A 24747-nucleotide genomic window follows, 5' to 3' on the forward strand; every position below is an offset into this window, starting at 1 on the left:
CCCTCCTTATAAGTATTTTTCAATTTTGTTTATTGCCTCGATGAACTTTTCTACAATTTCATGCTCGCTTTTAAGTTGCATTCTCTCTTTAGGTCCAGCTATCGCTAGTGATGCAAATACCTTTTGTTTAGAATTTTTAATAGGAAATCCATAGGCATATACTCCTAAATCAATCTCACTATCTGAAACTGAATAACCTTTTTCTCTAATCTCTTTAAGGTTTGCCTTTAACTCATCCTTGGTCGCAAGTGTGTTCTCCGTATGTTTTACAACTAGATTTTTATTAAACAATTCATCAACTAAATCATTGGGTTGAAAAGCCAGAATTGCTTTAGAGGAGCCACCAACATATAATGGAATTATTTTCCCTTGCTCCGAAGAAACTGTAACCGCTTGTGGAGATGAAACAGTTTCTACACATACAACAAAATTATCTGAGATGACACTGAGTATAGTCGTTTCCTTAAATTGGTTTGTTAATTCCTTCATTATTGGCAAGGCAATTTCAGATAAACTATTATCTAAACGGACTATGTTAGCAAAATCCAAAAAGCGATAACCTAATTTATAATCACCATTTGATGTTTCATATAGAAACCCATTCTCCTTTAAAACTCTAACATGGCGATAAACACTGCTCTGTGGGATATCCATAAGGTTTGAAATTTCTGAAACCGTTAATTGTCTTCTTGTTTGGTTATATAAGTCCAAGATCCCAAATATTTTTTCGGCGCTCATTACTAATCCTCCAGCTAACTTCCCTATAAATTTTATGTCTGTATTTTCAATAATTGATAATCAATTATTAAAAATATTATTATAAATATAATTCATTCAATGGGAAATGTCAATAATATTTAATGAATTTTCAAAATGAACCAAATCTTTGGACTAATAAACTTAAGTCTTGGTAATAATCAACCTAACATCTATCCCATTTTTTACCTTAGCTTTAATGGAATGCTATCTCTACTTCTCTAGACTTCCCAAACAAAATTTACTTATCATATTTAACCATCTGTTTCCTACATTTAATATAAGTTCTCTTTCCTTTTTGAAGCAGAATACTCGTACTCTATCTCACTTTGGTTGTCCAAACTTATATTCATCATTCCACAATAGAGGTTGAGGATTTATTTTCCTCTTTCCAATATTTATTTATTTTTTGTTTTACTTGGTGTTCACTACCAGATTTTAAGATAAAACCTTTATTATCCTTAACTAATTCATAACTAGTTAAATTATTATTGGTACACCAAACCCCACTTTTCTTAGCAGGTTGAACAGGTTAAGTTTTATATTAGTGATAGAAATTTGGAACCTGACTTGTTATCCATATTTTTCGATATTTTTCTTCTCTATTTCGGAGTTGTCTTTGTAAGAGTCTATCAAATCTTTTAATAACAAATGATTGAAAATCCTTAATATCAATTTGATATATGCCTACTTTAAATCCATTAGTAAGTCCTTTTGGTAACAGATCATGTTTAAAGTACAATAATACAACCGTTATCTCTTTTGAACTTTTTATATTCTTTCTGATTCACTCAACAAAATAATCACTATCAATCCTCTTAACCTCTATGGTTAATTCAACTGACACACCCAAATTAAATTGAATCATTAAATTTGCTAGGATGTCTCCTGATATAAGAATAATTTTATTCTATATATGACTTACATATTCACGAGCCTCTTTAGAAAAGTCAGAAGTTGTCAGAAATACACCTTTTCGTTTGGACCAGATTTACTACTTATAGAATCATTGTTTTTCTTTCTTCGTGAAAACTTTTCAAATTCAGGATATTTTCTAAGAAGCCGATTATTCAGTTCTGTTATCGTGTCATCCCTAATAACGTCTAATCCTCTTTCCGTTATAAAAGCAGTTCCTTTTTCGCTTGATTTCACTAAACACGCTTTTTTCAGATACGTGTTAGCCCAGTTTAATCTATTTTTAAATACACCCTGCCTGCCACTTGACAATAACAAATTTAACTCCTCTTCCGTAAGCCCAAAGTACTTTGCTATTTCTGATTCAACATCTCTTATTCTGTGTACTTTTTCGTCTGAGAACAATTCCAATAATGGGTACATGATAGAGTGATAGTCTGGAATAGTCATATTTGATCCTCCTTAAGTTTACTTTTTAACCAGATGCCACCAAAACATTCTTCTTTTCAACTGTAGTTTTAGCTCCTGCAAACTTAGCAAACAACGCTTCAATTTCTTCTCGTTCCGCAGCTGCATCACGAATAACTTCTACTTTACTGGACTTCCCTTTCCCCTATTATCCTTCCGATCCTTAAACCAATCTGGAATTACTTCTCCCGACTTAGTTTGATAACCCTGATATCTTTTCTTTTGATTTCGAAATGCTACTTCCTCTGTATTTACTTGTTCAATTGTTGTAAATCCCTTCTTCATCCAGGAATTCAATATAGCACGTACATAACCCCAATTAGACTTGTTGCGTTCTAAAGTTCGTTTCATTGCATGCAAGACTAAACTCTCGCTACTGTCTGCAACCCAGTGAAGAATTTCCTCTGAAAAAAACGGACTCATCGTACCAAAGTTTTTTTGGTAAAATTAAATCACGTCTGTTATAGGTAAATGGTTTAGTTTCTTTTTGTCTTTCTTTTGTTTAATTAATGGGCCCGTTTTTTATGCTAGAAATAATATGATGGTATTGGGATTTATAATTCTAAATAATTTATATACTCTAAACCTTATAAAAAACCATCATTTGCTCCCTCTCTACTTTTTCTATAAAATAGAGTAAACGAGTTTCTAGGAGGTCGTAATTTATGCCAACATACAACAAATTAGTCCGTGATCGAATCCCAGAAATCATAGAAAACACTGGTAAAGACTTCAAAACAGAAATACTTAACCAGGATCGTTACATATCAGAACTTAAAAAGAAACTAAAAGAAGAAGTCACCGAATATCAGGAAACAACTACAAATGAAGATGCCGTAGAAGAACTTGCGGATGTCTTGGAATTAATGCATGCGCTTTCTCGCGTCCATGGTACTTCAATTGATGAAGTGGAGCAGGTTAGAAAGGATAAAGCTGCTAAACGAGGAGGCTTTGACGAAAAAATATTTTTAGTTGAGGTTGAAGACTAATGACTAATATAACGTTACATACGTCTAATCTGCATAAACAATTACTTGAAGATATACAAAACTCCTCTACTATTTACATCCTGACCTCCTTCATCATGAAATCAGGGGTAAAGGTTATTTATGATGCGCTTCAGGACGCGCTTAATAATGGAGCAGATATAAAAGTTTTAACTGGTGATTATTTATATGTAACACAGCCTAAGGCTTTAGCAAGATTGTTAGATTTAGAGGGGGATAACCTAGAAATTAGGTTATGGCGCAGTAATGGAATTGCTTTTCATCCGAAAACTTACATTTTTAAACATCAAGAAGAAGGAGCAATTATTGTTGGATCCTCTAACCTATCTCGCTCTGCGTTAACAAGTGGAGTCGAGTGGAATCTAAGGATGCAGCGCAATGCTTCTATCGATACGTTTAATCAGTCCATTGACTTATTCATTGAACATTTTTATGATTACCAAACCATTGAAATAAATCGTGAATCACTAAAAAGCTACCAAACTGATTATGATAATTTTCATGTTAAGCATGCGAATCTTATTTCCACTTGGACGAAGCGTGAGGAAATAGAATTGACCCTACCTAACGAAGAGGAAGAATTGCCACAGAAAGTTGTCGATTACCCAAGTCCATATACGACAACACTAGAACCACGTCCTGCACAACTGGATGCATTACAAGAATTAGAGAACACCATGGAAGAGGACTATAATAAAGCGATGGTCGTCATGGCTACTGGACTAGGGAAAACATATTTAGCTGCATTTTTTGCGCAACGATTCCAAAAAGTATTATTTATCGCACATCGTGAAGAAATTCTAAAGCAAGCTAAGAAAAGTTTTGAACAGGTTCTTGGTAAATCAGGGGGGCTATATTATGGCTTGGAAAAAGACCCAGACCACGATATGCTTTTCGCCTCTATTTTTACATTAAGTATTAAAGATCAATTGCATACATTCGAACCAGAGGAATTTGATTTAGTTATTGTCGATGAGTTTCACCATGCTGCAGCAAAAAGCTATCAAAAGGTGATCGATTATTTCGAACCTCAATTTCTATTGGGTTTAACGGCAACACCTGAACGTACAGATGGTCAAGATGTTTTTGCAATTTGTGATGGAAATGTTGCCTATGAAATAACCTTTATTGAAGCAATACAGCATGGCTGGCTGACACCACTTATTTATCACGGAGTAAAGGATGATATTGACTATACCAAGATTAACTGGTTAGGAAAGCAATATGATCAGCATGAGCTTATGATTCAGCAATTGCAAAGAGATCGCGCAGAACAAATCTATGAGAAGTGGAATGAATATAAGCAAACTCGTACTCTTGCATTCACTTCCTCTATCCAACAGGCAGAATTTCTATCTAATTATTTTAGTGAACAAGGGGTAAAGTCAATAACGTTAACTTCAGCCTCAAAAGACATCTCGCGTAGTGAAGCAATACGGATGCTAGATACAAATGAAATAGATATTATTTTCACAGTGGATCTGTTTAATGAAGGGGTAGATATACCATCGGTTGATACATTATTATTTGCAAGGCCAACAGAATCTCTAGTAGTATTCACCCAGCAGATAGGAAGAGGATTGAGAAAATATGCTGGTAAAAATAACTGTGTAATCATTGATCTAATTGGAAATTACCGAAATGCTGACACGAAACTCCAAGTATTTAATCAATTCAAAGAAGACGATGCGAAGCCTCGTAAAAGCATGGAACCAATTGTACCGAGTTCATGTGCTATTCATTTTGAAACAGAGGTTATTAATCTATTAGAAGAGATGAGAAAGAAACGAAGCTCACGAAAAGAAAGAATGTATCTTAACTATTTAAACGTGAAAGAGCATGTAGGAAAGAGACCATCTTATGAAGAAGTACATAAATATGGAACCAGTAATTCAAAGGAATACAAACAAGCCTTTGGAGGATACTTTGCTTTCCTCAACGAATACGGAGAATTGAGTCATCATGAAGCAAAGGTATATCAAAAGCATTATCGATGGTTGAAAAAAGTAGAAAACGAAATGATGAACAAATCGTATAAAATGGTTGTATTACAATTTCTGCTTAATAAAGGTCCATCTGATTGGCTCAAGCCTGTTACACCAGAAGAAGTCGCCCCTTATTTTCACCAGTTTTTTATGGAAAAAAACTACAGAAAAGAAAAAGACTTTTCAAATAAAAATACAAAGAAACTATGGAATTATGATAAAGCGAAAGTAGCAAAACTGGTAGCTGATATGCCTATGTCTAAATGGGTTAGTAAGGATGAGCTTGTTTATTTCAAGGAAAACCAATTTGGGGTCAATTTTGACGTTAGTGAAAGTGATCAAATAATATTACATGAGATGACTAGTGAGGTATGTGCGTATAAGATGCAGGTTTATTTTGAGAGGAAAGGGAGTAAGAGAAATGGATAATTCAAATAATAATATTAAAAAATGAGTAGAAGACGAAAAGAAAAACCGTTGCCAGGTTTGCTTGATTATTTATGGAACCAGTGGATGTTTTTATGCTTGGAACCAGTCAAGTCTTTGTTCATAGAAAAAGGTTGCAATAAAGACAACAATAGCTACAATCGTTACATCTCGTATGGGATCATTTAAAACAACATCTATAACATTTTTAAACATGCTTTCTATCTATTCATATTTGATTATTTCCTTATAGGTATATTGATGTAAGAAAAATTGTATCATACTCCATATTAAAAATTCACATTTTCATCAAAAGATTAGTATATAATGGATTTATTAATCAATTTATACATTAGGATTATTAATGTTGGTTAAATCTATAGAAAAAGAACCCTTGCTTGCAAGGGTTCTTTTTTTAAAACGCGTAAGTAATAAGCATTAAATGAAATATGCTACTTAATAAATTTCATGATTAATTATCCTTCAAAATACCCCTCAACTCATCAACACTTTCCCAAAAGTTCTCAATTTTAATCGCGCGCATCTCAATGGTCTTATCCGTATCTATGACTTCCCAAACAGGGTGGTCCGCTTCTCTCTCCTGTTTCGGGTAAAGTAGAATACACCGATTTGCTTCTTGGTAAGCTGTAACATAAGCATACATTTGATATATATCGCTCTGATCGTACCTGGTCTTCCCATGATACGTAGCACTTTTCCATTTCGTATCAATAATGAGTTCATTATTAACCAGAAAATCTGGTTTTAGTAAGATATTTCTGTAACCTGTCTTTTTATTTTGTAATAACCTTTTCTCTGCATGTTGACTGATTACTACTTTATAACCAACAACTTCTCTAAGTACTACTTCAATATATTTTTCAAACAATACGTTCATTGGAAACATAAGTGAAAAAGATAATGCACGTTGCCCTTGGCTGTAAATTGAGGCACGTTCCACTATTAGCTTGGCAAATAATACTGCATCTCTAAAACGTTCATTTTGTCGATTCAACTTAATACTGTCTAATGTAGTAGGATTAATGTTTACCAAGTCCACCCTTTCCAAATATCCTAAACAGCGTTCTAGATGGAGTTTTAAAGAATATAACCCCGTATATTTTTTCAAAATATGCAATGCTGCTTTAAATAATTGATTTAAGGAATTATTTTCAGTATGTTCATCAAAACTGCAATATGCTCTCGTATTATGAAATGTATTGTTACGAATGTGATTACTAAGCTCGAGTTTTCCTTTCAAGACATATAAATTTTCTTCCTGCCTCTCATACGTTTTATAGGTTCCTTTCTTAAGTTCATTCAACAAGCGCTCAAGAAAAGCTGTTAGGAATGCCGTAAGCAAATCTCCTTTTTCTTCACCGTTTTGTATCTGTTCATAAAATGAAATGGGTAGAAACCTTGTAATAGAAAGCATCGATAGCAGCACTTTTCGCTCGTCATTATTTGAAAGATTTATCTTTGGGACGACTTCATAACGTACATCCGAGCATTGAATTGTTCCAACATAATTGATGAATCTCAGACGTTTATATTTCTGATCGAGCACGTTTTCATTTGGATACTTCTCTTCAATGTAACGTATAAGCTCTTCATATTGTGTTGCCGACACATCATTTTCTGTAATCCAATCATACGACTCACGAACAATTACTGTTTTAGTCATAGATTGCCATTAACTCCTGTGTGGATAATTTTTGTTTAACTCGGTATAGTGCACGAATATGAAGAGAAGGCCTCTGTTTAAAAAGATCATTTACATTTACTTCTTCCTTATAAACTATATAAGGATCCTCCTTCGATGTACCAATGCCTCCTAAAACAAGACCGATTTTTTCCCAATCATCATAGAAATACTCTTGTAATAGCGGGATAACTTTTAATTCTACAATAGAAATAATCTCTTCATCTGTTTTTGCATTTATAAAATATGCATGACCTATCAAATGATCACGATCATAGAGCACCTCAATTCGCTTATTCATTACGGTTAACATAGCTTCCACGTCAATTTCGTCACCAATTGATTCCAAGTGTTCAGGATTTGGCATCATTTCTTCAAATACAAATCTGCGTCGCAAAGCTGTATCCAATAGCGCTATTGAACGGTCTGCAGTATTCATCGTACCAATTACATATAAGTTAGGAGGGAGTGTAAACTTTTGTTTCGAATAAGGTAATTCCACAATTAATTCATTGTTTTTAGTTAAACGTTTATCCTCTTCCAACAGGGTTATTAACTCACCGAATATCTTGGAGATATTACCACGATTTAATTCATCAATAATGACAACATGGCGTTTTACGTCGGTAAAGTCAAAAGATTTCTTTTCGTTCAATGCCTTTAAAACTACGGCTTTTTTCTCGTCACCTTCAATTTCAATGCTATCCTCTTCGACTTCTTCATCCAATTTGGATAAAATCCAATTTAGCACAGACCAATATCTTGTCTGATTTGAACCTCCAACTGCATCACGAATAAACGATATATTATTCTTCCAATCAATATCATGTAATCGAATGTACCGAAACACTCGTAATAAACGATCTTTTGAAACAATTGACCTTGTTTTGGCATCAGCACTAGTTATTACTAAATTTTCATTAACTGAGATGTGCGAAATAATAAGCTTTCCACCTGTTTTAGATTCAAACTCAATAGATTGTTTGATCCCATTAGTAACCAAGTAATCATATAACTGTTCAAAGCGCAATTCTTCCGTATAGTTATTTGTATTGTTCTGTACTCCTTCATACATAGCTTCAATCATTGCTCTTTTAAGAATGCCATCCGTTGGAATGAAATTTCCTGCTCCATCTGATTTCAACCCCTCCATAAAATCTTCATAGGCATAAGATTGATGAAAGGTTACAAGATGAATCCTCTCTTCTTTTGTTAACCGCAAAAACTCCTGTTGAAGGGCCTCTCGACCATCAGCTTGAAGTTCTACAAACGTTTTGTTATCAATTACCTCAAGAGCACGATCAACGATATGATAGGTTTTGCCAGTTCCTGGCGGGCCATAGAGGACAAGATTATTAGGGAAATTGTCCTGTTGTGATTCAGGTTTAGATATTGTTGAATCTTGACCTCTTTCTTCCTGCATAAAGGCAATATTAATAACATTCTTATTTTTTGCTTCATTAATTGTACTACGATAACCCCCGTAACCTATGTACTCGTTTTCTTCTTTATCCAACCATTCAACTGGCAATAAGTGACCGTACGACTCTGAAAATTCGTACCCATCATAAGCATCACTCTTAATTATTCCTACACCACTAATTCGAAGTACCGATTTTGTCTTTCCATCCACTTTTCGAGTAAATGTAGACTTTAATGCAACAAAATCTCCTTCTTTTATAGAAAAAAATTGCTTTAACGCCTTTTGTCCTGCAGTGGAATCTTCTTTTTCAATTATAATGTCATTCATATCTTCCTCATTTAAATAGGGTGATAAATCTTCCCTTAAAAATCCAATTGCAATACGATTATTTTGCAGCAGATACTCCCGGATAGAACCCTCATTTTCATATGTATGTCCGACAAGCCAATAACTCACATCTTCATCTATCATTTTATCCCGTTCGGCAAATGTATCCCAAATAAAAATAGAGATTTCCTGGTTGGACCATTTTGAAAAAACATCTTGTTTTCGTAGACTGTTAAGTACTTCATAATTCAACTCAACAGAGTTTTGTGGAAGTAGCAAATCGTCCCTTAATTCTAACTCTCTCCCAAGCTCAATTAAAATGGGAGGTGAATACACGTTAAAAAACTTTTCAGGTACGTATATATTCAAAATTTTTAACAACACCATATTGAATAATGGCAGTTCTAGTTTGCTCAGCTCAGAAATACGATCCTCTTTAGCTAGCATTATAGCCTGTATAATACCTTCTTTTAGTGCATAAAACTCTTCTTGTAAGATCTCACCTTCTAATACTACTTTATGCTTACCATAACCTTTACAGTAATCACCATTTTGAGCACGATAAATCCCGAACTTTGAAGAATTACCTCCACCTATTCCTGCTAAAATATGTTTTCTCTCAAGCCAGTAAATGAAACTATCCTTCGTTTTCGTATCTGCGTATTCTTCAACTGTCATTTCTCTTAATGGATCTATAGGAAACCTTTTAATAAAAGACCGACGTCCAGATTCAGCCTCTTCTACCAAATTAAAGTCTGAATTATATAACGCAGCCTTTTCAAGTAATGTTTGAAGTTTCATTTGGATAATTCCTCCATTCATTTATATGTTTTAATTATAGAATGTTTCGTTAATTAAGTGAAGGGATAGTATAATTTATGTTTATTCAGTTTAAACAATAGAACGGCACCGCACTCCTTGGCGATACTAACATTCTCTAGACAAGTTTAATTAAATTTCAAATTATGGAATTCATGCAGAATAATTACCTCCTTTCAAAATTATATATATTAGGGGGTGTATTAAATGTATCCATTATTTAGTGAAATAAGGTCAAGGGCTTTTGAATTTTCTAATTCATGGATTGATGAATCAAATGAAAGAGCAGAAGCACAATCTTTTTGGAATGATTTTTTTGAAGTCTTTGGTATTTCTAGAAGGAAGGTAGCAACATTTGAACAGCCTGTTACGTTAGATAAAAACTTAGGGTTTATAGATTTATTTTGGAGGGGGAAATTAGTAGTTGAACATAAATCTAAAGGGAAAAATCTAAATAAAGCTTATTCCCAAGCATTAAATTATTTCAATGGGTTAGAAAATGATGAATTACCACAGTTTGTATTAGTTTCGGATTTCACCAAATTTTGTTTGTATGATCTGGATAACTCCAAGGAATATAAGTTTTCATTAGAAAATCTACATAACAATATACACTTATTTAGTTTTATGTATGGAGGTGACACTCTTCCAACTATCGATGAGATACCAGTAAATGAAGATGCAGTTAAACTTATGGTTAAGCTATATGACTCATTAGATAAGAATGGATATACGGGACACAATTTAGCAGTACTCCTAATTAGAATACTATATTGTTTATTTTCTGATGACACAGGAATATGGGATAAAAATCATTTCTACAATTATGTTAGAAAGAACACAAACAAGGATGGGTCAAACTTAGGCTTTTATATTTCAGGAATATTTGATGTCATTGATACACCACCTCGGAACAGGCAACAATTTCATGATGAAGACTTGCATAAATTCACTTATCTAAATGGTACTTTATTTAAAGAGAAAATAAGGTTTCCGTCCTTTGATTCTAGACTCAGAAAAATACTACTAGAATGCTGTGAATTTAATTGGAAAGATATTTCACCAGCTATTTTTGGTTCTCTTTTCCAATTGGTAATCAAAAATAACAGCCATAACTCTGGTACTTTTTATACATCGGAGGAAAATATATTAAAAGTATTAAAGAATATGTTCCTAGATGAGTTCTATGAGCAATTACTTTTATCAGAACACAATGCAAAGGAATTAAAAAAATTGCTAACTGATATACGTAAAATTAAAATTCTGGACCCAGCCTGTGGTTGTGGAAACTTTCTAATCGTAGCATACAGAGAACTAAGGAAACTTGAAATCAAAATCCTTATTCAGATTAGATATTTAGCTAGAAAAAAAGAGGATTTTCAAATCGGTAATTTATATACAGGTATTAATGTTGATTCAATGTTTGGTATTGAAATAGAAGAGTTCCCTCATAAGATTGCCCAAGTTGCATTATGGTTAGTTGACCATCAAATGAATATACAGTTTTCTTCAGAATTTGGAATAAATTATAATCGCCTACCTCTAACAAATTACCCAAATATAACTTATGGTAATGCAATACGTTTAGATTGGAACGATATTGTATCTAAGAACGAACTGACTTATATTATTGGCAATCCACCATTTATATCAAAGAAAAAGAGAACCACCGAACAGGCACAGGACATGAATATTGCTTGTATGAGTATGGAAAAAGGATATAATATATTAGATTATGTTTCCGCCTGGTATATAAAAGCTGCTGACTACATACAAGGAACAAATATAGAGGTAGGGTTTGTGTCTACTAACTCTATTACACAAGGAGAACAAGTCGCCCCTCTTTGGAATTATCTAATTTCCAATGGTGTCATAATAAACTTTGCTTACAGAACTTTTAAATGGACATCTGAATCAAATAACACAGCTAGTGTTTATGTAGTGATTATAGGTTTTTCTTTAAATAATAATAATTTGAAATATATTATTACTGACATTAAGGGAGATATTCCAACGCAGCAAATTATTAAAGCTACAAATATAAATCCTTATTTATTAGACTTTGAAAATACTATAGTAACTAAAAGCAGGGAAAAAATTCATGCAGAGTTACCTAAGGTTAGTACTGGAAGTATGCCAAATGACGATCAAAACTTCCTATTTACAAATACTGAAAAAGTAGATTTTTTACTAAGAGAACCTAAAGCAAAAAGGTTTTTTAGACCTTTCCTTTCAGCAAGACAATATCTTAATGGTGAAAAAAGATGGTGTTTATGGTTTGAGGACGCAGAACCAAGTACTTTTTTGAAGATGAAATATGTTGTGGAGAGACTTGAAAATGTACAAAAGCATCGTCTCAAAAGTAACAGAAGTAGTACAAGAAAACTGGCTGAAACACCATATTTATTTGGCGAAATACGTCAACCAAAAGAACAATATATCCTAATCCCTAAGCACACCTCCCAACGTAGAACATATATTCCAATTTCAATTTTCCCTAAAGATTTTATTGCTGGTGATTCTTGCATTATTGTACATACCGATGATCCATATTATTTTGGAATTTTATCTTCTTCAATGCATATGTGTTGGTTAAAATATACTGGTGGAAGAATAAAGGAGGATTATCGATATTCAATACAACTAGTTTATAATACTTTTCCTTTCCCCAGCAAAACGTCTTCTGATAATATTGAAAATATTAGGAACATCTCTAGGAAGTTAATGTTAATAAGGGAAGAATACCCAAACTCAACTTTAGCGGACTTGTATGACCCTTTGGCTATGCCAAAAGCATTATTAAAATTACACAAGGTACTTGATAGAGAAGTTGATAAATTGTATAGTAAAAAAACATTTCATTCTGAAGAAGAAAGAATCTATTCCTTATTAAGCTTATATTCCAGTTTAAAAGAATGAAATTTCTTATCTAGTTTGGCAAAACCATAGGCAAGCAGTAAATTCTGTCTATCCAAAATCCTATATTGGAAATATCAGAATTAATCTTTTATACGTAATAGAAGCAAGAACCTTATTAAGTCCTTGCCTCATTTTAAAAATAATAATACCTTATGATTTACCCGGTATCAACACCACATATGAGTGAAGCCCACTATCATGCAATATCATTTGGTTTGCTTTTACCATTTCGGTTGTATCGAGAGTGGTCTTCCCTATGTTTGGATTTACATTATACCACGGATAGTTACTGGAAGTTATTCCGATTCTGAATTTGTGTCCTTGTCCTGGTAAAAATACATTGCTGATTGCCCATAAATCTATTTCATATTTCTTAATTTTGTTCTTCAGGTTATCCTGTCCGTTACGACCACAAGCATAGGACACTTGAACGATTCCATCTGATAGGTTGTATGCTGTTCCGTCTGGATAAACATCGACAGGCCTTGCTGTGAAGTCTGTGTCAGTGCAACAGTTGATGCGTATAAGACGACTTTTCCCCAGCCTGTCACCTCTAATGGCTTATCCATTGATGCATATGTATAAACTGCTAGTGACCTTATCTCATAGTTTATTCTTGTATATAAGCTAAACCTTTATACCTTTTGAGTATCTATCCACACATTCGGATCTTTAATAATGCAGTCAATATGTACACCCGCATCCGTTTTTCCTCCAAAAGATTTATTGCTTCCAAATGCAATATGTACCGTTCCGAAAACTTTTTCATCTTCTAATACATTACCAGTTAATCGAGCTTTTTTATTCGTACCTATACCAAACTCAGCTATGGTACGTCCATCACCGTCACCTAATAATTCCAATAATTTTTGTCCATTTTTACCTGTTGCATCTACTAACCTTCCCGATTTAACCTTTAAAATTATTGGTTCATCAAGCACACCTATGTTACTTACAGCACCGTCTATCATTATGGTACCATTTGCAGAATCTTCAATTGGTGCTATATAACTTTCACCTGATGGCACATTGCCAGATTCCCCTTTTTGTTTAAAAACGCCTGTACTTCTAATACTTTCTCTTCCTTTAATTGAGAAAGTTAATTCAAAATTGTCTTTTACAATTCTAACTTCTTCACCACGATCTAATTCTTGACAATACTTTTCAGTAAGCTCTTGAACATCATTATAATCAGCAGAAATTGCACCATTTTCAAGCATATCAAACGTAACTCCTGGCATTGTCGCTACTCTAGATCCCGTTTCAGAAGCTTCTTTTCTTGCCTGTGTGTGTGTCAAAGAATGTTGGGTCACGCATAATATAACGTCTGCCGTCTTCATTAATGAACTAATCATGTGAGGTGGTTCTTCACCAGATTTATTTCGAGTTGGCATTTTGACAATAATAGCTTCGTTGGAAAGCTCTTTACTAGCTTGGTAAAATAAATCTGCAACTTCATGCTTCTCCTCATCCGTTATAATTAGAACAGATTCACTGGTTTTTAATGTTAAATTTTGTAATAGAACAGATTTAGCAACATCAACTAAACTCATGTTATATTCTCCTTCCTTTATTAAGATAAACCAAAATGGGGACCATACTTTTCGATAACTTTTTTCAGTTCCTTTTTAGCCTCTAGTAATTCTGTGATAAACAATTTAATATGTTCATCTGTAATCCGATATTGAGGTCCTGATACGGTTAACGAGCCTATTATCATTTCTTTATGAAAAATAGGAATTGCAACAGCAATCACATCTTCTGTATACTCACCTTCACTACTCGCATATCCATTTTCCCTAATTAATCTTAAATCTTCTTTAATTACTTCACGGTCTACCATCGTTTTTTCTGTGTATCTAGTGAATTGTTTCTCTAAATAACTCTCTATAAACTCCGTCGGCATATGGGCTAATATTGAGCGATAGGAAGCACCAGCATATAAAGGCGTTCGACTTCCGACAGAAACCGAAAATCGTACCGTCGTTCTCGCTTCCACAGCTTCAAAAGTTAAGCCCTCTTCACCATCCAAGATTGTTAAAAAAGTAGATTCATTTGTACAATCACTTAATTTTTTTAAAATGGGGTGTATCAATTCTTTCATATGAAAATTTTCAGATAACGTATTACCTAGCTCCCAAACTGCAAATCCAAGTGAATACTTCTTTGTTTCCTTATTCTTGATTAAAAATTTATGATTATCTAGTGTTTCTAAGATACGATAAACCTTTGTATGGTTTTGATTCATTTCAGCCGCTAACTCTCTTCCTCCCCATGTTGGTTTATCTTTTGTAAACATTTTTAATACTTCTAAAGCAAGGCTTAGAGTTTTTAACATTAGTAAGACTGCTCCCTCTACAGAATAATTGGTGCACATATTAGAAAATACTAATACATGCACCGTAATAAATCAATTACTTATAATCTTATAATCTACTTTTCATATAAGTAATCGACAACTGCTGCGATATAAACTTTGCAACATCTAACAATATCCTCTACCTTCACTTTCTCATTATAACCATGAATACTTGGTAAGTAAGCTGGCCCATATTGAAGTACAGGAATGTTGTGATTTCTGAAATGGCGTGCATCACTACTCGCCCATTGCATTACACCATACGCTTCATGTTCTGCTACATGAGTAATATTGTCGACTATTGATTTACATACTGGATCATCCGCACTTGTGTAGTTAGCATTACTACGGAATCCAAAACGGCTAATTTCATAATCAATTTCTAATGCATCTAATTTTTCATGTAAAAATGCAGTTACATCATCTTGTGTTATGCCAAACGGAAGTCTACAATCGACTTCTATCTCACAACTTTCAGGAATAATATTAGATTTTGTTCCACCTTGAATTTTTCCGATATTTACAGTGACATGATCCAAGACTCGTTGAAAGGGCTCTCGATCTTTTTCAACTTCGCGCATATATCGCTTTGATTTCTCTATTAATGGTTTTACCTCATCAGGAACCTCAATATGTAAATTCCACAATTTACGGATTTCATTAATAGCATCAATCATATTTGTAATTGCATTATTACCTGCTAGTGGTGATAGACTACCATGACCTGGTTCACCATACACTTTGAGTTTAAACCAATAGGAACCCTTTTGCCCGATTGTTGGGTTATATCGAGAGGAAGGCTCTGGAATTAAGCAGCCATCACCATCAATAATTTCATTTTCTAATAGCCAGGGAACTCCGAATTCTCCACCTGTCTCTTCATCTGGGACTACCGCTAAACTCAATTTGCCCGGAAGATCGATGTTTAATTTCTTTAAGAGTCCAAATGTATAAATAATACCACCTAAACCCGCTTTCATATCACTTGCCCCTCTTCCAAGCAACCATCCATCTTCAATTTCACCTGAAGTAGGGCTGAAATCCCACTTTGAATGGTCACCTGTTGGTACTACATCCGAGTGTCCACAATAAATTAAGTGTTTTCCACCTTTATCTTCACCGATCGTCGAAACTAGGTTGTACATCTTATCAGTGGATTCATACCAAGACGTTTCAGCACCTACATTTTTTAAATATTGATCAATAAAAGTTGTAATTTCTGTTGAGTCACCTGGTGGGTTTTCACTAGGAATTTTAATCAGTTGACTACATAACTCTATTAATTCATCTTCATTATTTTGTACCTCTTGAATTAAACGATCTTTTAGTTCCTGCTTATTTGTCATACTATGAACAGCCTCCTTACTTCCCTAATTTTTGTAAGTGTGTCATCTTACCATATAGTTCCTCTAAATGATTGAACTCTTTTTCGTTGTAAAAGTCACATTTAGATTTCCCATAAAGTTTTGCCACTTCAATACAGTAACGAACAACTTCTTCAATATCAGTCACGCGGCTAGCACCTGTACCACATCCTGCAACTGCTGTTTCAGTAGTAATAGCAACGCCCACTACTGGCTTATCAGTTGCTACTGAAGGCTGAAGAATACTATTAACATGATAAACATCATTACCATAAGGCGTAATATCTTGAGTTGTAATTGGCATTGTGACAGGAAGCTGACCAACTGATTGTGTATAGACATGAAGTAAGTCATCACTAACTTTTAAAACATACCCTTCCTTAACTGTTGGTGTAATTGCAAAACCTCGATGGTTGATAATTTGGTTGCCTTTGGTTGTATCGATGGAAAGAATAGCATCCATTTCCTCAGCGACTTCATATTCATTCATTGTTAAGATATCAACCGGAGATCCCATAAAAGGAACAGGGTCATGTGGTTGTGTAGGAGCGTTGGGACAAATATGTGTCGTGAGCACTACATCCCCATCTAATAGGTCACCTTTATTTGTCATATCCAATAGTTTTGCTGCTGCTGACATACTAGATAATGCACCATCACCATCTGAAACGAAACCAGTCATTTCCGGTCGAGCCCCTATACCACCTAAACGTCCGATAATACCAAGCGTCGGGGCATTCCCGCCTTTAGATTTTCCATTTTTACCTGGAATAACTACTTTAATAAAATCTGTTTTCCCTTTTTTACCTTCAATTGTATGAACATCAATTTGTCCATTTTCACTAATTTGTAATAAATATTCTTTAACTTTTTCTCCAGTAACTGCTATATCATCCATTAATTCAAACATTTCCATAACGTATTTTAATGACATTTCAATTCCTCCTATATTAATTAACTAAATGACAAGATGCTTGATGTTGATTATCAGTAGTCACGACTTTAGGTTCCGTCGTCTTACAAATATCAATTGCCACTGGACACCGTTCGTGAAAGCTACATCCTGACGGCGGGTTTAACGGACTGGGTACTGTACCTTTTACAATAATTCGTTCTTTATTTTCAAATGGACTTTCTTTAGGAATTGCTGAAAACAGTGCCTTTGTGTATGGATGCTGAGGGTTAGAATATATTTCCTCATAATTTCCAACTTCTACAATTTTCCCTAAATACATAACCGCTATGCGATCACACATATAACGGACAACGTTTAAATCGTGCGAAATAAAAATATACGTTAGATTAAATTCTTCTTGTAATTTTTTTAAAAGGTTAATGACTTGTGCTTGGACAGATACATCTAATGCCGAAACAGGTTCATCACATATAACGAGTTCTGGATTTAAGGTTAAAGCTCTTGCGATATTAATCCGTTGCCTTTGTCCTCCAGAAAACTCATGAGGATATCGATCTGCAAACCTCTTATTAAGCCCTACAACTTCAAGTAATTCTTCAACACGTTTTCTCCTGCTTTCTTTGTCACCTACTTTATGAATAACGAGGGGCTCCTCGATTAATTCACCTACTTTTATACGTGGGTCAAGAGAAGCATATGGATCCTGGAATATCATTTGAATTTTCTTTCGAGTTCCTCGTAATGTATCTGAATCCATTTCAATTAAATTTTCATTATTAAAATTGACAACTCCACCAGTTGGTTTTATCAATTGATTAACAAGACGAGCCATTGTTGATTTACCACAACCTGATTCACCCACAACGCCTAATGTCTCTCCAGAATATACTTTAAAATTTACTCCATCTACAGCTTTTACACTTTGAGTAGACTTCTTAAATGGAACATTATTAGATACTGCAAAATGTTTTTTTAAGTCTTTAACTTCTAGTAGAGCTTCCATCGAAGTATGCTTCCTCCCTTCTCTCTAACTTCTGATCTGCAGTTTGAAAATGACAGGCGACCGCGTGTCCATCAGTAGGTTCAATTAACTCAGGTGTTTTCTCATGGCATAACCCTTGGGCGTATGGACAACGATCTACAAATGGGCAGCCTTTAATTTCATAGCTTAAATCAGGCGGAGTACCCGGAATGGTTGACAATGGGTCCAAACTATCTTGAGATTCAGTAATTTGTGAATCTAAAAGTCCCCATGTATATGGATGTAATGGATTTTTATAGACATCTTTCACCTCTCCAGATTCTACAATTCTACCTGCATACATTACTAAAACTTTGTCACATGTCTCCCAAACAACCCCCAAATCATGCGTAATCATGATGATTGACATGTTAAGCTTATCTTGTAAGTCCTTCATTAAATTTAATATTTGAGCTTGAACGGTGACATCTAATGCAGTGGTAGGTTCATCTGCAATTAAAAGTTTAGGGTCACAAGATAACGCAATCGCAATCATAACCCTTTGACGCATCCCTCCAGAAAATTCGTGCGGGTACATATTAATTCTTTTATCTGGAGCTGGAATACCTACTAAATCAAGCATTTCTATTGCTTTTTTCTTCGCTTCCTTTTTAGAAGTTTTATTGTGTGTTCGAATCGATTCAACAAGCTGATCTCCAACTTTAAACACTGGGTTTAAGCTTGTAGAAGGGTCTTGGAAAATCATCGAAATATCATTACCACGAATTTTTCTAATTTCATTATTCGAAAGTTTTAATAGATTTCTCCCTTTAAAACAGATCTCACCACCTGTAATTTTCCCAGGCGGATTAGGTATTAGACGAAGAACGGAAGTTGCTGTAACACTTTTACCAGAACCCGATTCACCTACAATACCTAAATTTTCATTCTCATTCAGGTTAAAACTAACACCATTAACTGCTTTCGTAATAATCGATCCTGATTTAAATTCTACCTGCAAATCATTTACACTTAAAAATTGATCTGACATACGTTCACCTCCCTACTATAATTTCATCTTAGGATCAAGGGCATCTCTTAATCCATCTCCAAACAAATTAATACCGAGAACTGTAATTAATATGGCCAACCCCGAAAATGTTGCTAATTCCGGGCTAAGTACGAGAAAGTTTTTACCTTCTTGTAACATACTTCCCCAAGAAGCTGTAGGAGGTTGTACACCTAGTCCTAAGAAACTCAGCGAAGCCTCTGATATAATAGCTCCAGCAACACCCATCGTTGCATAGACTATTAATGGAGCAACACTATTAGGTACTATATGTCTAAGTAAAATTCTTCCATGCTTAGCACCTAATGAACGAGTTACTTCTATATACTCTGATTCCTTAACGCTTAACACCTGACCTCGAACAACCCTTGCAAACCCTGGAATATTAGATATTCCGATGGCTATAATGACATTAACTAGACCTTGTCCCAACACAGTCATTAAGACGATAGCTAGTAAGATGAAAGGAAACGCCATCATACCATCCATAAATCTCATGATGATCGTATCCGTTTTTCCACCAAAATAACCTGAAACTAAACCTAAAAATGAGCCAAAAATGGCACCAAATAATACAGCTGCTATCCCTACAATTAATGATATACGTGCCCCGTAAACAATACGACTAAATATATCACGTCCATAGCTATCTGTCCCTAAAAGGTGACCTGCTTCACCTGGGCCTAATAAGCTTTTTGCCGTGTCCATAGCATATGGATCATGTGTCGCAAACAAGGGTGCCAAAATAGCTGTTAGGATTAATAGCAAGATGACAAATAAGCCTAATCCCGCAAATCTATTTCGTAACAATTTACGCTTAAAAGATTGTTCTTTTTTAGCTTTTTGATATTGAATCTCTTTGGCTTGTTCGATCTCTTCAACAGTATTCATACTATTTTGCACCTCCACTATTGGAGTCAAAATTCACTTTTGGATTAACGACTTTATATAGAATGTCAACAATTAAGTTAATCACTACATAAATAACCGCAACAAAAATAACTGTACTCTGAACAACTATAAAGTCACGTTTTTCAATTGCATCTATAATTAATAAGCCCATGCCCGGCCAACTAAAAATGGTTTCAGTTAATACTGCTCCTCCTAATAACATGGAAAATTGCAATCCCATTACTGTTATTAAAGGTGTTAAAGCATTTTTAAATGCATGTTTATAAATAACTATGGACTCTTTTAATCCTTTTGAACGGGCAGTTTTAATATAGTCCTGTGAAATGGTTTCCAACATACTAGAACGAATAATTCTTGCAAATTGGGCTGTAGGTATCGTCGCTAATGCTAAACTAGGTAAAATGAGATGACTGACAAAATCACCAAAACCATCCTCGAGTGATCCCATACCCGTTGCAGGAAGCCACCCCAAATTAACACTAAAATATAGAACTAACATGACACCTAACCAAAAGATAGGCATCGAAACTCCTATTAAAGATAATGTCGTAACTGAATAATCGACAATGGTGTTCTGTTTTCTAGCAGCAATAATACCGGCAGGTACACCTATAATTACCGCGATAATTAATGCGCTAACTGCTAAAATAATTGTATTAGGGAAACGTTCCAAAATTAAATCAACAATTGGTTGATTATAAGTAAGGGAGTTTCCAAAATCAAATGAAATTAGGTTGATTAGATAATCAAAAAATTGTAGGTATAGTGGATCGTTTAGCCCTAATTTATCAGAATACGCCGCTATATCCTCTGCACTAGCCTGTGGTCCAAGCATTACGGCCGCAGGATTACCTGGTAGCATTCGAGTTATAAAGAATACTATAACCGCAACGATAAATAACGTTGGTATTAATTGTAATATTCTCCTTAAAAGAAACCCTTTCAAAAAATCCCCTCCTTGATTCATTATATGAACTATTGTTTTATTATGTGAATTAATTGAATGTTACCATCCTTTATTTTGTATGTAAATAGACTTTTAACAATAATTATAAAATTTTAGACTTTTCTATACTTATTTCGTAATTTCTATTTACAATATTATCATTTTTGTGTTAATTTAGTAGATATTCATTATTTGAACTTTTGTATCATTATGTGAAACAAAATAAAAAGGAGGAAATTTTATGAGAAAGAGTAATTGGAAATTAGTTCTTTTTGCTATTATCTTTGGTCTTTTATCAATGATATTAGTAGCCTGCTCTTCAGGAGATGATTCTGAAGAAGGTAACGAAACAGATACTGAAGGAAGCGAAGAATCTGAAGGTGAAAGCTCTGGTGGTGGTGGCATATTGAATATTGGCTTATCATCTAACGCAGCAACTTTAGATCCTACTCTTTATACTGGCGTATATGAATCACAAATCATGCGTTCAATCGCCGATACCCTTATTGTATACGATCAAGATCTGCAAGGTTTTTCAGCATCATTAGCGACTGAGTGGGAAGCTGCAGATGATATGATGTCTTACACATTCAAATTAAGAGATGATGTCTACTTCCAACCAGGTGAATATCAAGATGGAAAACAAATGACAGCTGAAGATGTTAAATACAGTTTAGAACGGTCAGCTGAAAATTCAGCACAAAACCGTTTAAATGGCGTTGAAAGTGTTGAAGTTACTGGTGAATTCGAAGTTGTGATCCACTTAGAAGAACCAAATTCAGCATTATTAGCAATGCTAACTGACCAAGGTAATATTATTATTCCAAAAGAAGAAGTTGAAGGCTGGGGAGACCAATTTGGTGCTCACTTGGTTGGTACAGGTCCATTTATTCTTGAAAATTGGCAAACTGACCAACAAGTAGACTTAATTAAGCACGAAGACTATTGGGGTGACGAACCTAACTTTGATGGTGTAACATACAAATTTATTTCTGATCAATCTATGATGACAAATGCCTTACGATCGGGTGATATTGATATCGCAACAGACATTAAAGGACAAAATAGAGAAGTTATTGAACAAGATGAAAATCTAGAGTTACTATCAACTCCTGGTCTTTCTATTACTTATCTCGACATGAACTTTCAACAAGGTCCTACTGCAAATCCTAAAGTAAGAGAAGCCATTTTTAAAGCCACAAATGTTGAAGATATTGTACAAGGTGTACACCAATGGGGTGGAGGTACTGCTGCATATGGTCCACTACCAAAAGGGTCTTGGGGTTATGATGAGTCTTTTGAATCAATAAAACCTGAATATAACCCAGAAGAGGCAAAAAATATTTTAGATGAAACTGAATATGCAGGTGGATTTGAAATTGACCTTTATGTACTAGAGACACGCACTAACTACGCAACAATTTTTCAAAACCAAATGAAAGAAAACTTAAATATAGATGTTAACATTCAAGTTTCTGAGTGGGGAACGTTAACAGACACGATTTCTAAAAATAACGCACCAATGAACATTGGTGGATGGTCTTGGTATCCAGATCCATATTTCTTCCTTAACCCACGTTTCCACTCTAATCAACACGGATCTAATGGTAATGGTAAAGGATATGAAAGCGAAAAAGTAGATGAACTACTAGACCGTGCACTAACAGAAACAGTTGACCAAGCAGAACGTTCTGAATTATATCAAGAAGCTGTTGCAGAAATCATCCAAGATTATGCAACCATTGAATTTGATAACTTAGACATCGCAACAGGTATCAATCCAAAAGTTGAAGGATTCAACCTTTCTCCTGACGGATCAATTCATGTCGTAAGTCCAAATGGTGTCAACATTTCAATTGAAGAATAATTAAGTTAAGAGAAGTAGGGACATTTCCTACTTCTCTTTCTTTAAAAGGAGTCATATTAATGAGCAAAAAAATTGGCGTCATTACAATCGGACAAGCTCCGAGAACAGATTTAATACCAAAGGTAGAAAAATTCTTTTCAAACGGTGTTGAATTTATTCAACGAGGTGTGCTAGATCATTTTGATAATAAACGACTAGAACAAATAAAACCTGAACCAGGACAAACAACACTTGTTTCTAGACTCAAAGATGGTACATCCATCACCATGGCAAAAGAAAAAATACTTCCCATTATTCAACAGATTATCGATGATTTTAATCGAGATCAAGTCAATCTAGTTATCCTAGCTTGTACAGGGGAATTTAAACTATTTCATTCAAATGTTCCGATCATATACCCAGATTATTTATTAAATCATGTTGCTCAAGGAATTTTTAGAAACAAAGGACAAATTGGTGTCATCGTACCTTTACCTGAACAATTTAAATCTATAGAAAAGAAGTGGCAATCTGCAGGCTTTAAAGCTATATCTGTCGCAAGCTCACCATACGCTTTTGATGAACAATCGCTCATTAAGGCTACAAATAAACTCGAACAATCTAATATAAATACTATTGTGCTAGATTGTATAGGTTATAATCAGCAAATGAAAGATATTGTAAAAAGACATTCAAGTAAAAATGTTTTATTATCTAGAAATATTGTATTCAGAAACGCGGCTGAATTATTTTAATGATTGATTTATATTTCACAAAAATCTGCCCTATTAAGGCATTATGGAAGGATGAAATCCCAGAAAGCACTTCCTCCCTCGTTCCTTAATAATGATGAATTGACCCAGTAAAATGAGACTAGAAAAACATCTGTGCTGCCTTTCGCCTAAAAATAACAGAGAAAGGCAGTTTATTTAGTAAATCTATTACTATTACTATTCAACAAAATAATCCCAATCAATCCTCTTAACCTCTATGGTTAATTCAACTGACACACCTAAATTAAATTGAATCATTAAATTTGCAAGGATGTCTCCTGAGATAAGAATAATTTTATTCTCTATATGACTTACATATTCACGAGCCTCTATAGAAAAGTCAGAAGTGGTTAGGAATACACCTTTTTTTGCTCGCATTCCTTGGAGTGCACCAACAAATTTTTGGATTTCTGGACGACCGATTCTACCTTCCCAACGTTTTGCTTGAATATAAATCAAATCTAATCCAAGCTGATCTTCTTTTATGACACCATCAATTCCGCCATCTCCACTTTTCCCTACAGCTTGACCGGCATCTTTTAAAGAACCACCATACCCCATTTTTACCAGTAACTCTACGACTAACTTTTCAAAGAATTCCGGTGAACATTCTTTAATGGAACTTAATATGTCGTCTGCTAACTCTTTAATCATGAGCTCGTTCGTTTCTTCGATAGTTTCCACTGGTGTTTTTCGTTCGATTGGACCAGATTTACTACTAATAGAATCATTGTTTTTCTTTCTTCGTGAAAACTTTTCAAATTCAGGATATCTTCTAAGAAGCCGATTATTCAGTTCCGTTATCGTGTCATCCCTAATAACGTTACTAGCAATTGACCAGACTAATAAAAAAA

At 34.3% G+C, this 24747-nt stretch carries 20 protein-coding genes and 1 pseudogene; 5 read left to right on the top strand and 16 right to left on the bottom strand.

What is annotated here, in order from left to right:
- Window positions 1-6: 6 nt before the first annotated feature.
- The 3 genes and pseudogenes from ACFQ3N_RS13255 to ACFQ3N_RS13265 form a co-directional block, all read right to left on the bottom strand.
- Window positions 7-738, bottom strand: a complete 732-nt coding sequence (locus ACFQ3N_RS13255) for an IclR family transcriptional regulator (RefSeq protein WP_390363013.1) — start codon at window positions 736-738, stop codon at window positions 7-9.
- 978 nt (window positions 739-1716) lie between these two features.
- The gene (locus tag ACFQ3N_RS13260; protein WP_390363014.1) at window positions 1717-2121 is read right to left on the bottom strand and encodes a winged helix-turn-helix domain-containing protein; all 405 of its coding nucleotides are present in this window, start codon (window positions 2119-2121) and stop codon (window positions 1717-1719) included.
- Between the two features lie 138 nt (window positions 2122-2259).
- Window positions 2260-2574, bottom strand: a pseudogene (locus tag ACFQ3N_RS13265) (DnaD domain-containing protein); the annotation flags it as partial.
- Between the two features lie 230 nt (window positions 2575-2804).
- On the opposite strand from ACFQ3N_RS13265, the gene ACFQ3N_RS13270 reads away from it, so the two are divergent.
- Window positions 2805-3128, top strand: coding sequence for a phosphoribosyl-ATP pyrophosphohydrolase (locus tag ACFQ3N_RS13270; RefSeq protein WP_390363015.1), 324 nt, complete (start codon window positions 2805-2807; stop codon window positions 3126-3128).
- Window positions 3128-5560 carry a DEAD/DEAH box helicase family protein gene (locus ACFQ3N_RS13275; RefSeq protein ID WP_390363016.1) on the top strand — a complete coding sequence of 811 codons (2433 nt, stop codon included), beginning with the start codon at window positions 3128-3130 and terminating at the stop codon, window positions 5558-5560. Before ACFQ3N_RS13270 ends, ACFQ3N_RS13275 begins: the two co-directional genes overlap by 1 nt.
- 90 nt (window positions 5561-5650) lie before the next feature.
- Here ACFQ3N_RS13275 and ACFQ3N_RS13280 read toward each other — a convergent pair whose 3' ends face one another.
- The 3 genes from ACFQ3N_RS13280 to ACFQ3N_RS13290 all read right to left on the bottom strand — a co-directional run bounded on the left by ACFQ3N_RS13280 (window position 5651) and on the right by ACFQ3N_RS13290 (window position 9810).
- On the bottom strand, window positions 5651-5773 hold the full coding sequence (locus ACFQ3N_RS13280; RefSeq protein ID WP_390363017.1) for a hypothetical protein: 123 nt from the start codon (window positions 5771-5773) through the stop codon (window positions 5651-5653).
- Window positions 5774-6029: 256 nt separating this feature from the next.
- A complete protein-coding gene (locus ACFQ3N_RS13285; protein ID WP_390363018.1) occupies window positions 6030-7241 on the bottom strand; it encodes an McrC family protein in 1212 nt (403 codons plus the stop codon).
- Window positions 7234-9810, bottom strand: coding sequence for an McrB family protein (locus ACFQ3N_RS13290; protein ID WP_390363019.1), 2577 nt, complete (start codon window positions 9808-9810; stop codon window positions 7234-7236). The genes ACFQ3N_RS13285 and ACFQ3N_RS13290 overlap by 8 nt, the downstream gene beginning before the upstream one ends.
- 225 nt (window positions 9811-10035) lie before the next feature.
- Here ACFQ3N_RS13290 and ACFQ3N_RS13295 point away from each other — a divergent pair, with 225 nt between their 5' ends.
- Entirely contained in the window at window positions 10036-12747 is a 2712-nt protein-coding gene (locus ACFQ3N_RS13295; protein WP_390363020.1) for a class I SAM-dependent DNA methyltransferase, read from the top strand.
- A 150-nt stretch (window positions 12748-12897) separates the two neighbouring features.
- Here ACFQ3N_RS13295 and ACFQ3N_RS13300 read toward each other — a convergent pair whose 3' ends face one another.
- The 9 genes from ACFQ3N_RS13300 to ACFQ3N_RS13340 all read right to left on the bottom strand — a co-directional run bounded on the left by ACFQ3N_RS13300 (window position 12898) and on the right by ACFQ3N_RS13340 (window position 21274).
- On the bottom strand, window positions 12898-13305 hold the full coding sequence (locus tag ACFQ3N_RS13300; protein ID WP_390363117.1) for a CocE/NonD family hydrolase C-terminal non-catalytic domain-containing protein: 408 nt from the start codon (window positions 13303-13305) through the stop codon (window positions 12898-12900).
- 77 nt (window positions 13306-13382) lie between these two features.
- A complete protein-coding gene (locus ACFQ3N_RS13305; protein ID WP_390363021.1) occupies window positions 13383-14300 on the bottom strand; it encodes an aminopeptidase in 918 nt (305 codons plus the stop codon).
- Window positions 14301-14320: 20 nt separating this feature from the next.
- On the bottom strand, window positions 14321-15085 hold the full coding sequence (locus ACFQ3N_RS13310; protein ID WP_390363022.1) for an IclR family transcriptional regulator: 765 nt from the start codon (window positions 15083-15085) through the stop codon (window positions 14321-14323).
- Between the two features lie 95 nt (window positions 15086-15180).
- Entirely contained in the window at window positions 15181-16452 is a 1272-nt protein-coding gene (locus ACFQ3N_RS13315; RefSeq protein ID WP_390363023.1) for a M20 family metallopeptidase, read from the bottom strand.
- Window positions 16453-16468: 16 nt separating this feature from the next.
- Window positions 16469-17404 (bottom strand): DUF1177 domain-containing protein, encoded by a 936-nt coding sequence (locus ACFQ3N_RS13320; RefSeq protein ID WP_390363024.1) that lies wholly within the window; start codon window positions 17402-17404, stop codon window positions 16469-16471.
- 16 nt (window positions 17405-17420) lie between these two features.
- Complete coding sequence (locus tag ACFQ3N_RS13325) at window positions 17421-18389, bottom strand: ABC transporter ATP-binding protein (RefSeq protein ID WP_390363025.1); 969 nt, start codon at window positions 18387-18389, stop codon at window positions 17421-17423.
- The gene (locus ACFQ3N_RS13330; protein ID WP_390363026.1) at window positions 18367-19398 is read right to left on the bottom strand and encodes an ABC transporter ATP-binding protein; all 1032 of its coding nucleotides are present in this window, start codon (window positions 19396-19398) and stop codon (window positions 18367-18369) included. Before ACFQ3N_RS13330 ends, ACFQ3N_RS13325 begins: the two co-directional genes overlap by 23 nt.
- A 15-nt stretch (window positions 19399-19413) precedes the next feature.
- Window positions 19414-20307: an ABC transporter permease gene (locus tag ACFQ3N_RS13335; protein WP_390363027.1), complete on the bottom strand. Its 894-nt coding sequence runs from the start codon at window positions 20305-20307 to the stop codon at window positions 19414-19416.
- Window position 20308: 1 nt separating this feature from the next.
- The gene (locus tag ACFQ3N_RS13340; protein WP_390363028.1) at window positions 20309-21274 is read right to left on the bottom strand and encodes an ABC transporter permease; all 966 of its coding nucleotides are present in this window, start codon (window positions 21272-21274) and stop codon (window positions 20309-20311) included.
- A 241-nt stretch (window positions 21275-21515) separates the two neighbouring features.
- Here ACFQ3N_RS13340 and ACFQ3N_RS13345 point away from each other — a divergent pair, with 241 nt between their 5' ends.
- Both ACFQ3N_RS13345 and ACFQ3N_RS13350 read left to right on the top strand, forming a co-directional pair.
- Complete coding sequence (locus ACFQ3N_RS13345; protein WP_390363029.1) at window positions 21516-23141, top strand: ABC transporter substrate-binding protein; 1626 nt, start codon at window positions 21516-21518, stop codon at window positions 23139-23141.
- Between the two features lie 59 nt (window positions 23142-23200).
- A complete protein-coding gene (locus ACFQ3N_RS13350; RefSeq protein WP_390363030.1) occupies window positions 23201-23875 on the top strand; it encodes an AroM family protein in 675 nt (224 codons plus the stop codon).
- Between the two features lie 195 nt (window positions 23876-24070).
- Here ACFQ3N_RS13350 and ACFQ3N_RS13355 read toward each other — a convergent pair whose 3' ends face one another.
- Window positions 24071-24577, bottom strand: coding sequence for a restriction endonuclease (locus ACFQ3N_RS13355; RefSeq protein ID WP_390363031.1), 507 nt, complete (start codon window positions 24575-24577; stop codon window positions 24071-24073).
- Between the last annotated feature and the right edge of the window lie 170 nt (window positions 24578-24747).

This window comes from Virgibacillus byunsanensis, assembly GCF_042675965.1.
GTDB lineage: Bacteria > Bacillota > Bacilli > Bacillales > Amphibacillaceae > Virgibacillus_R > Virgibacillus_R byunsanensis.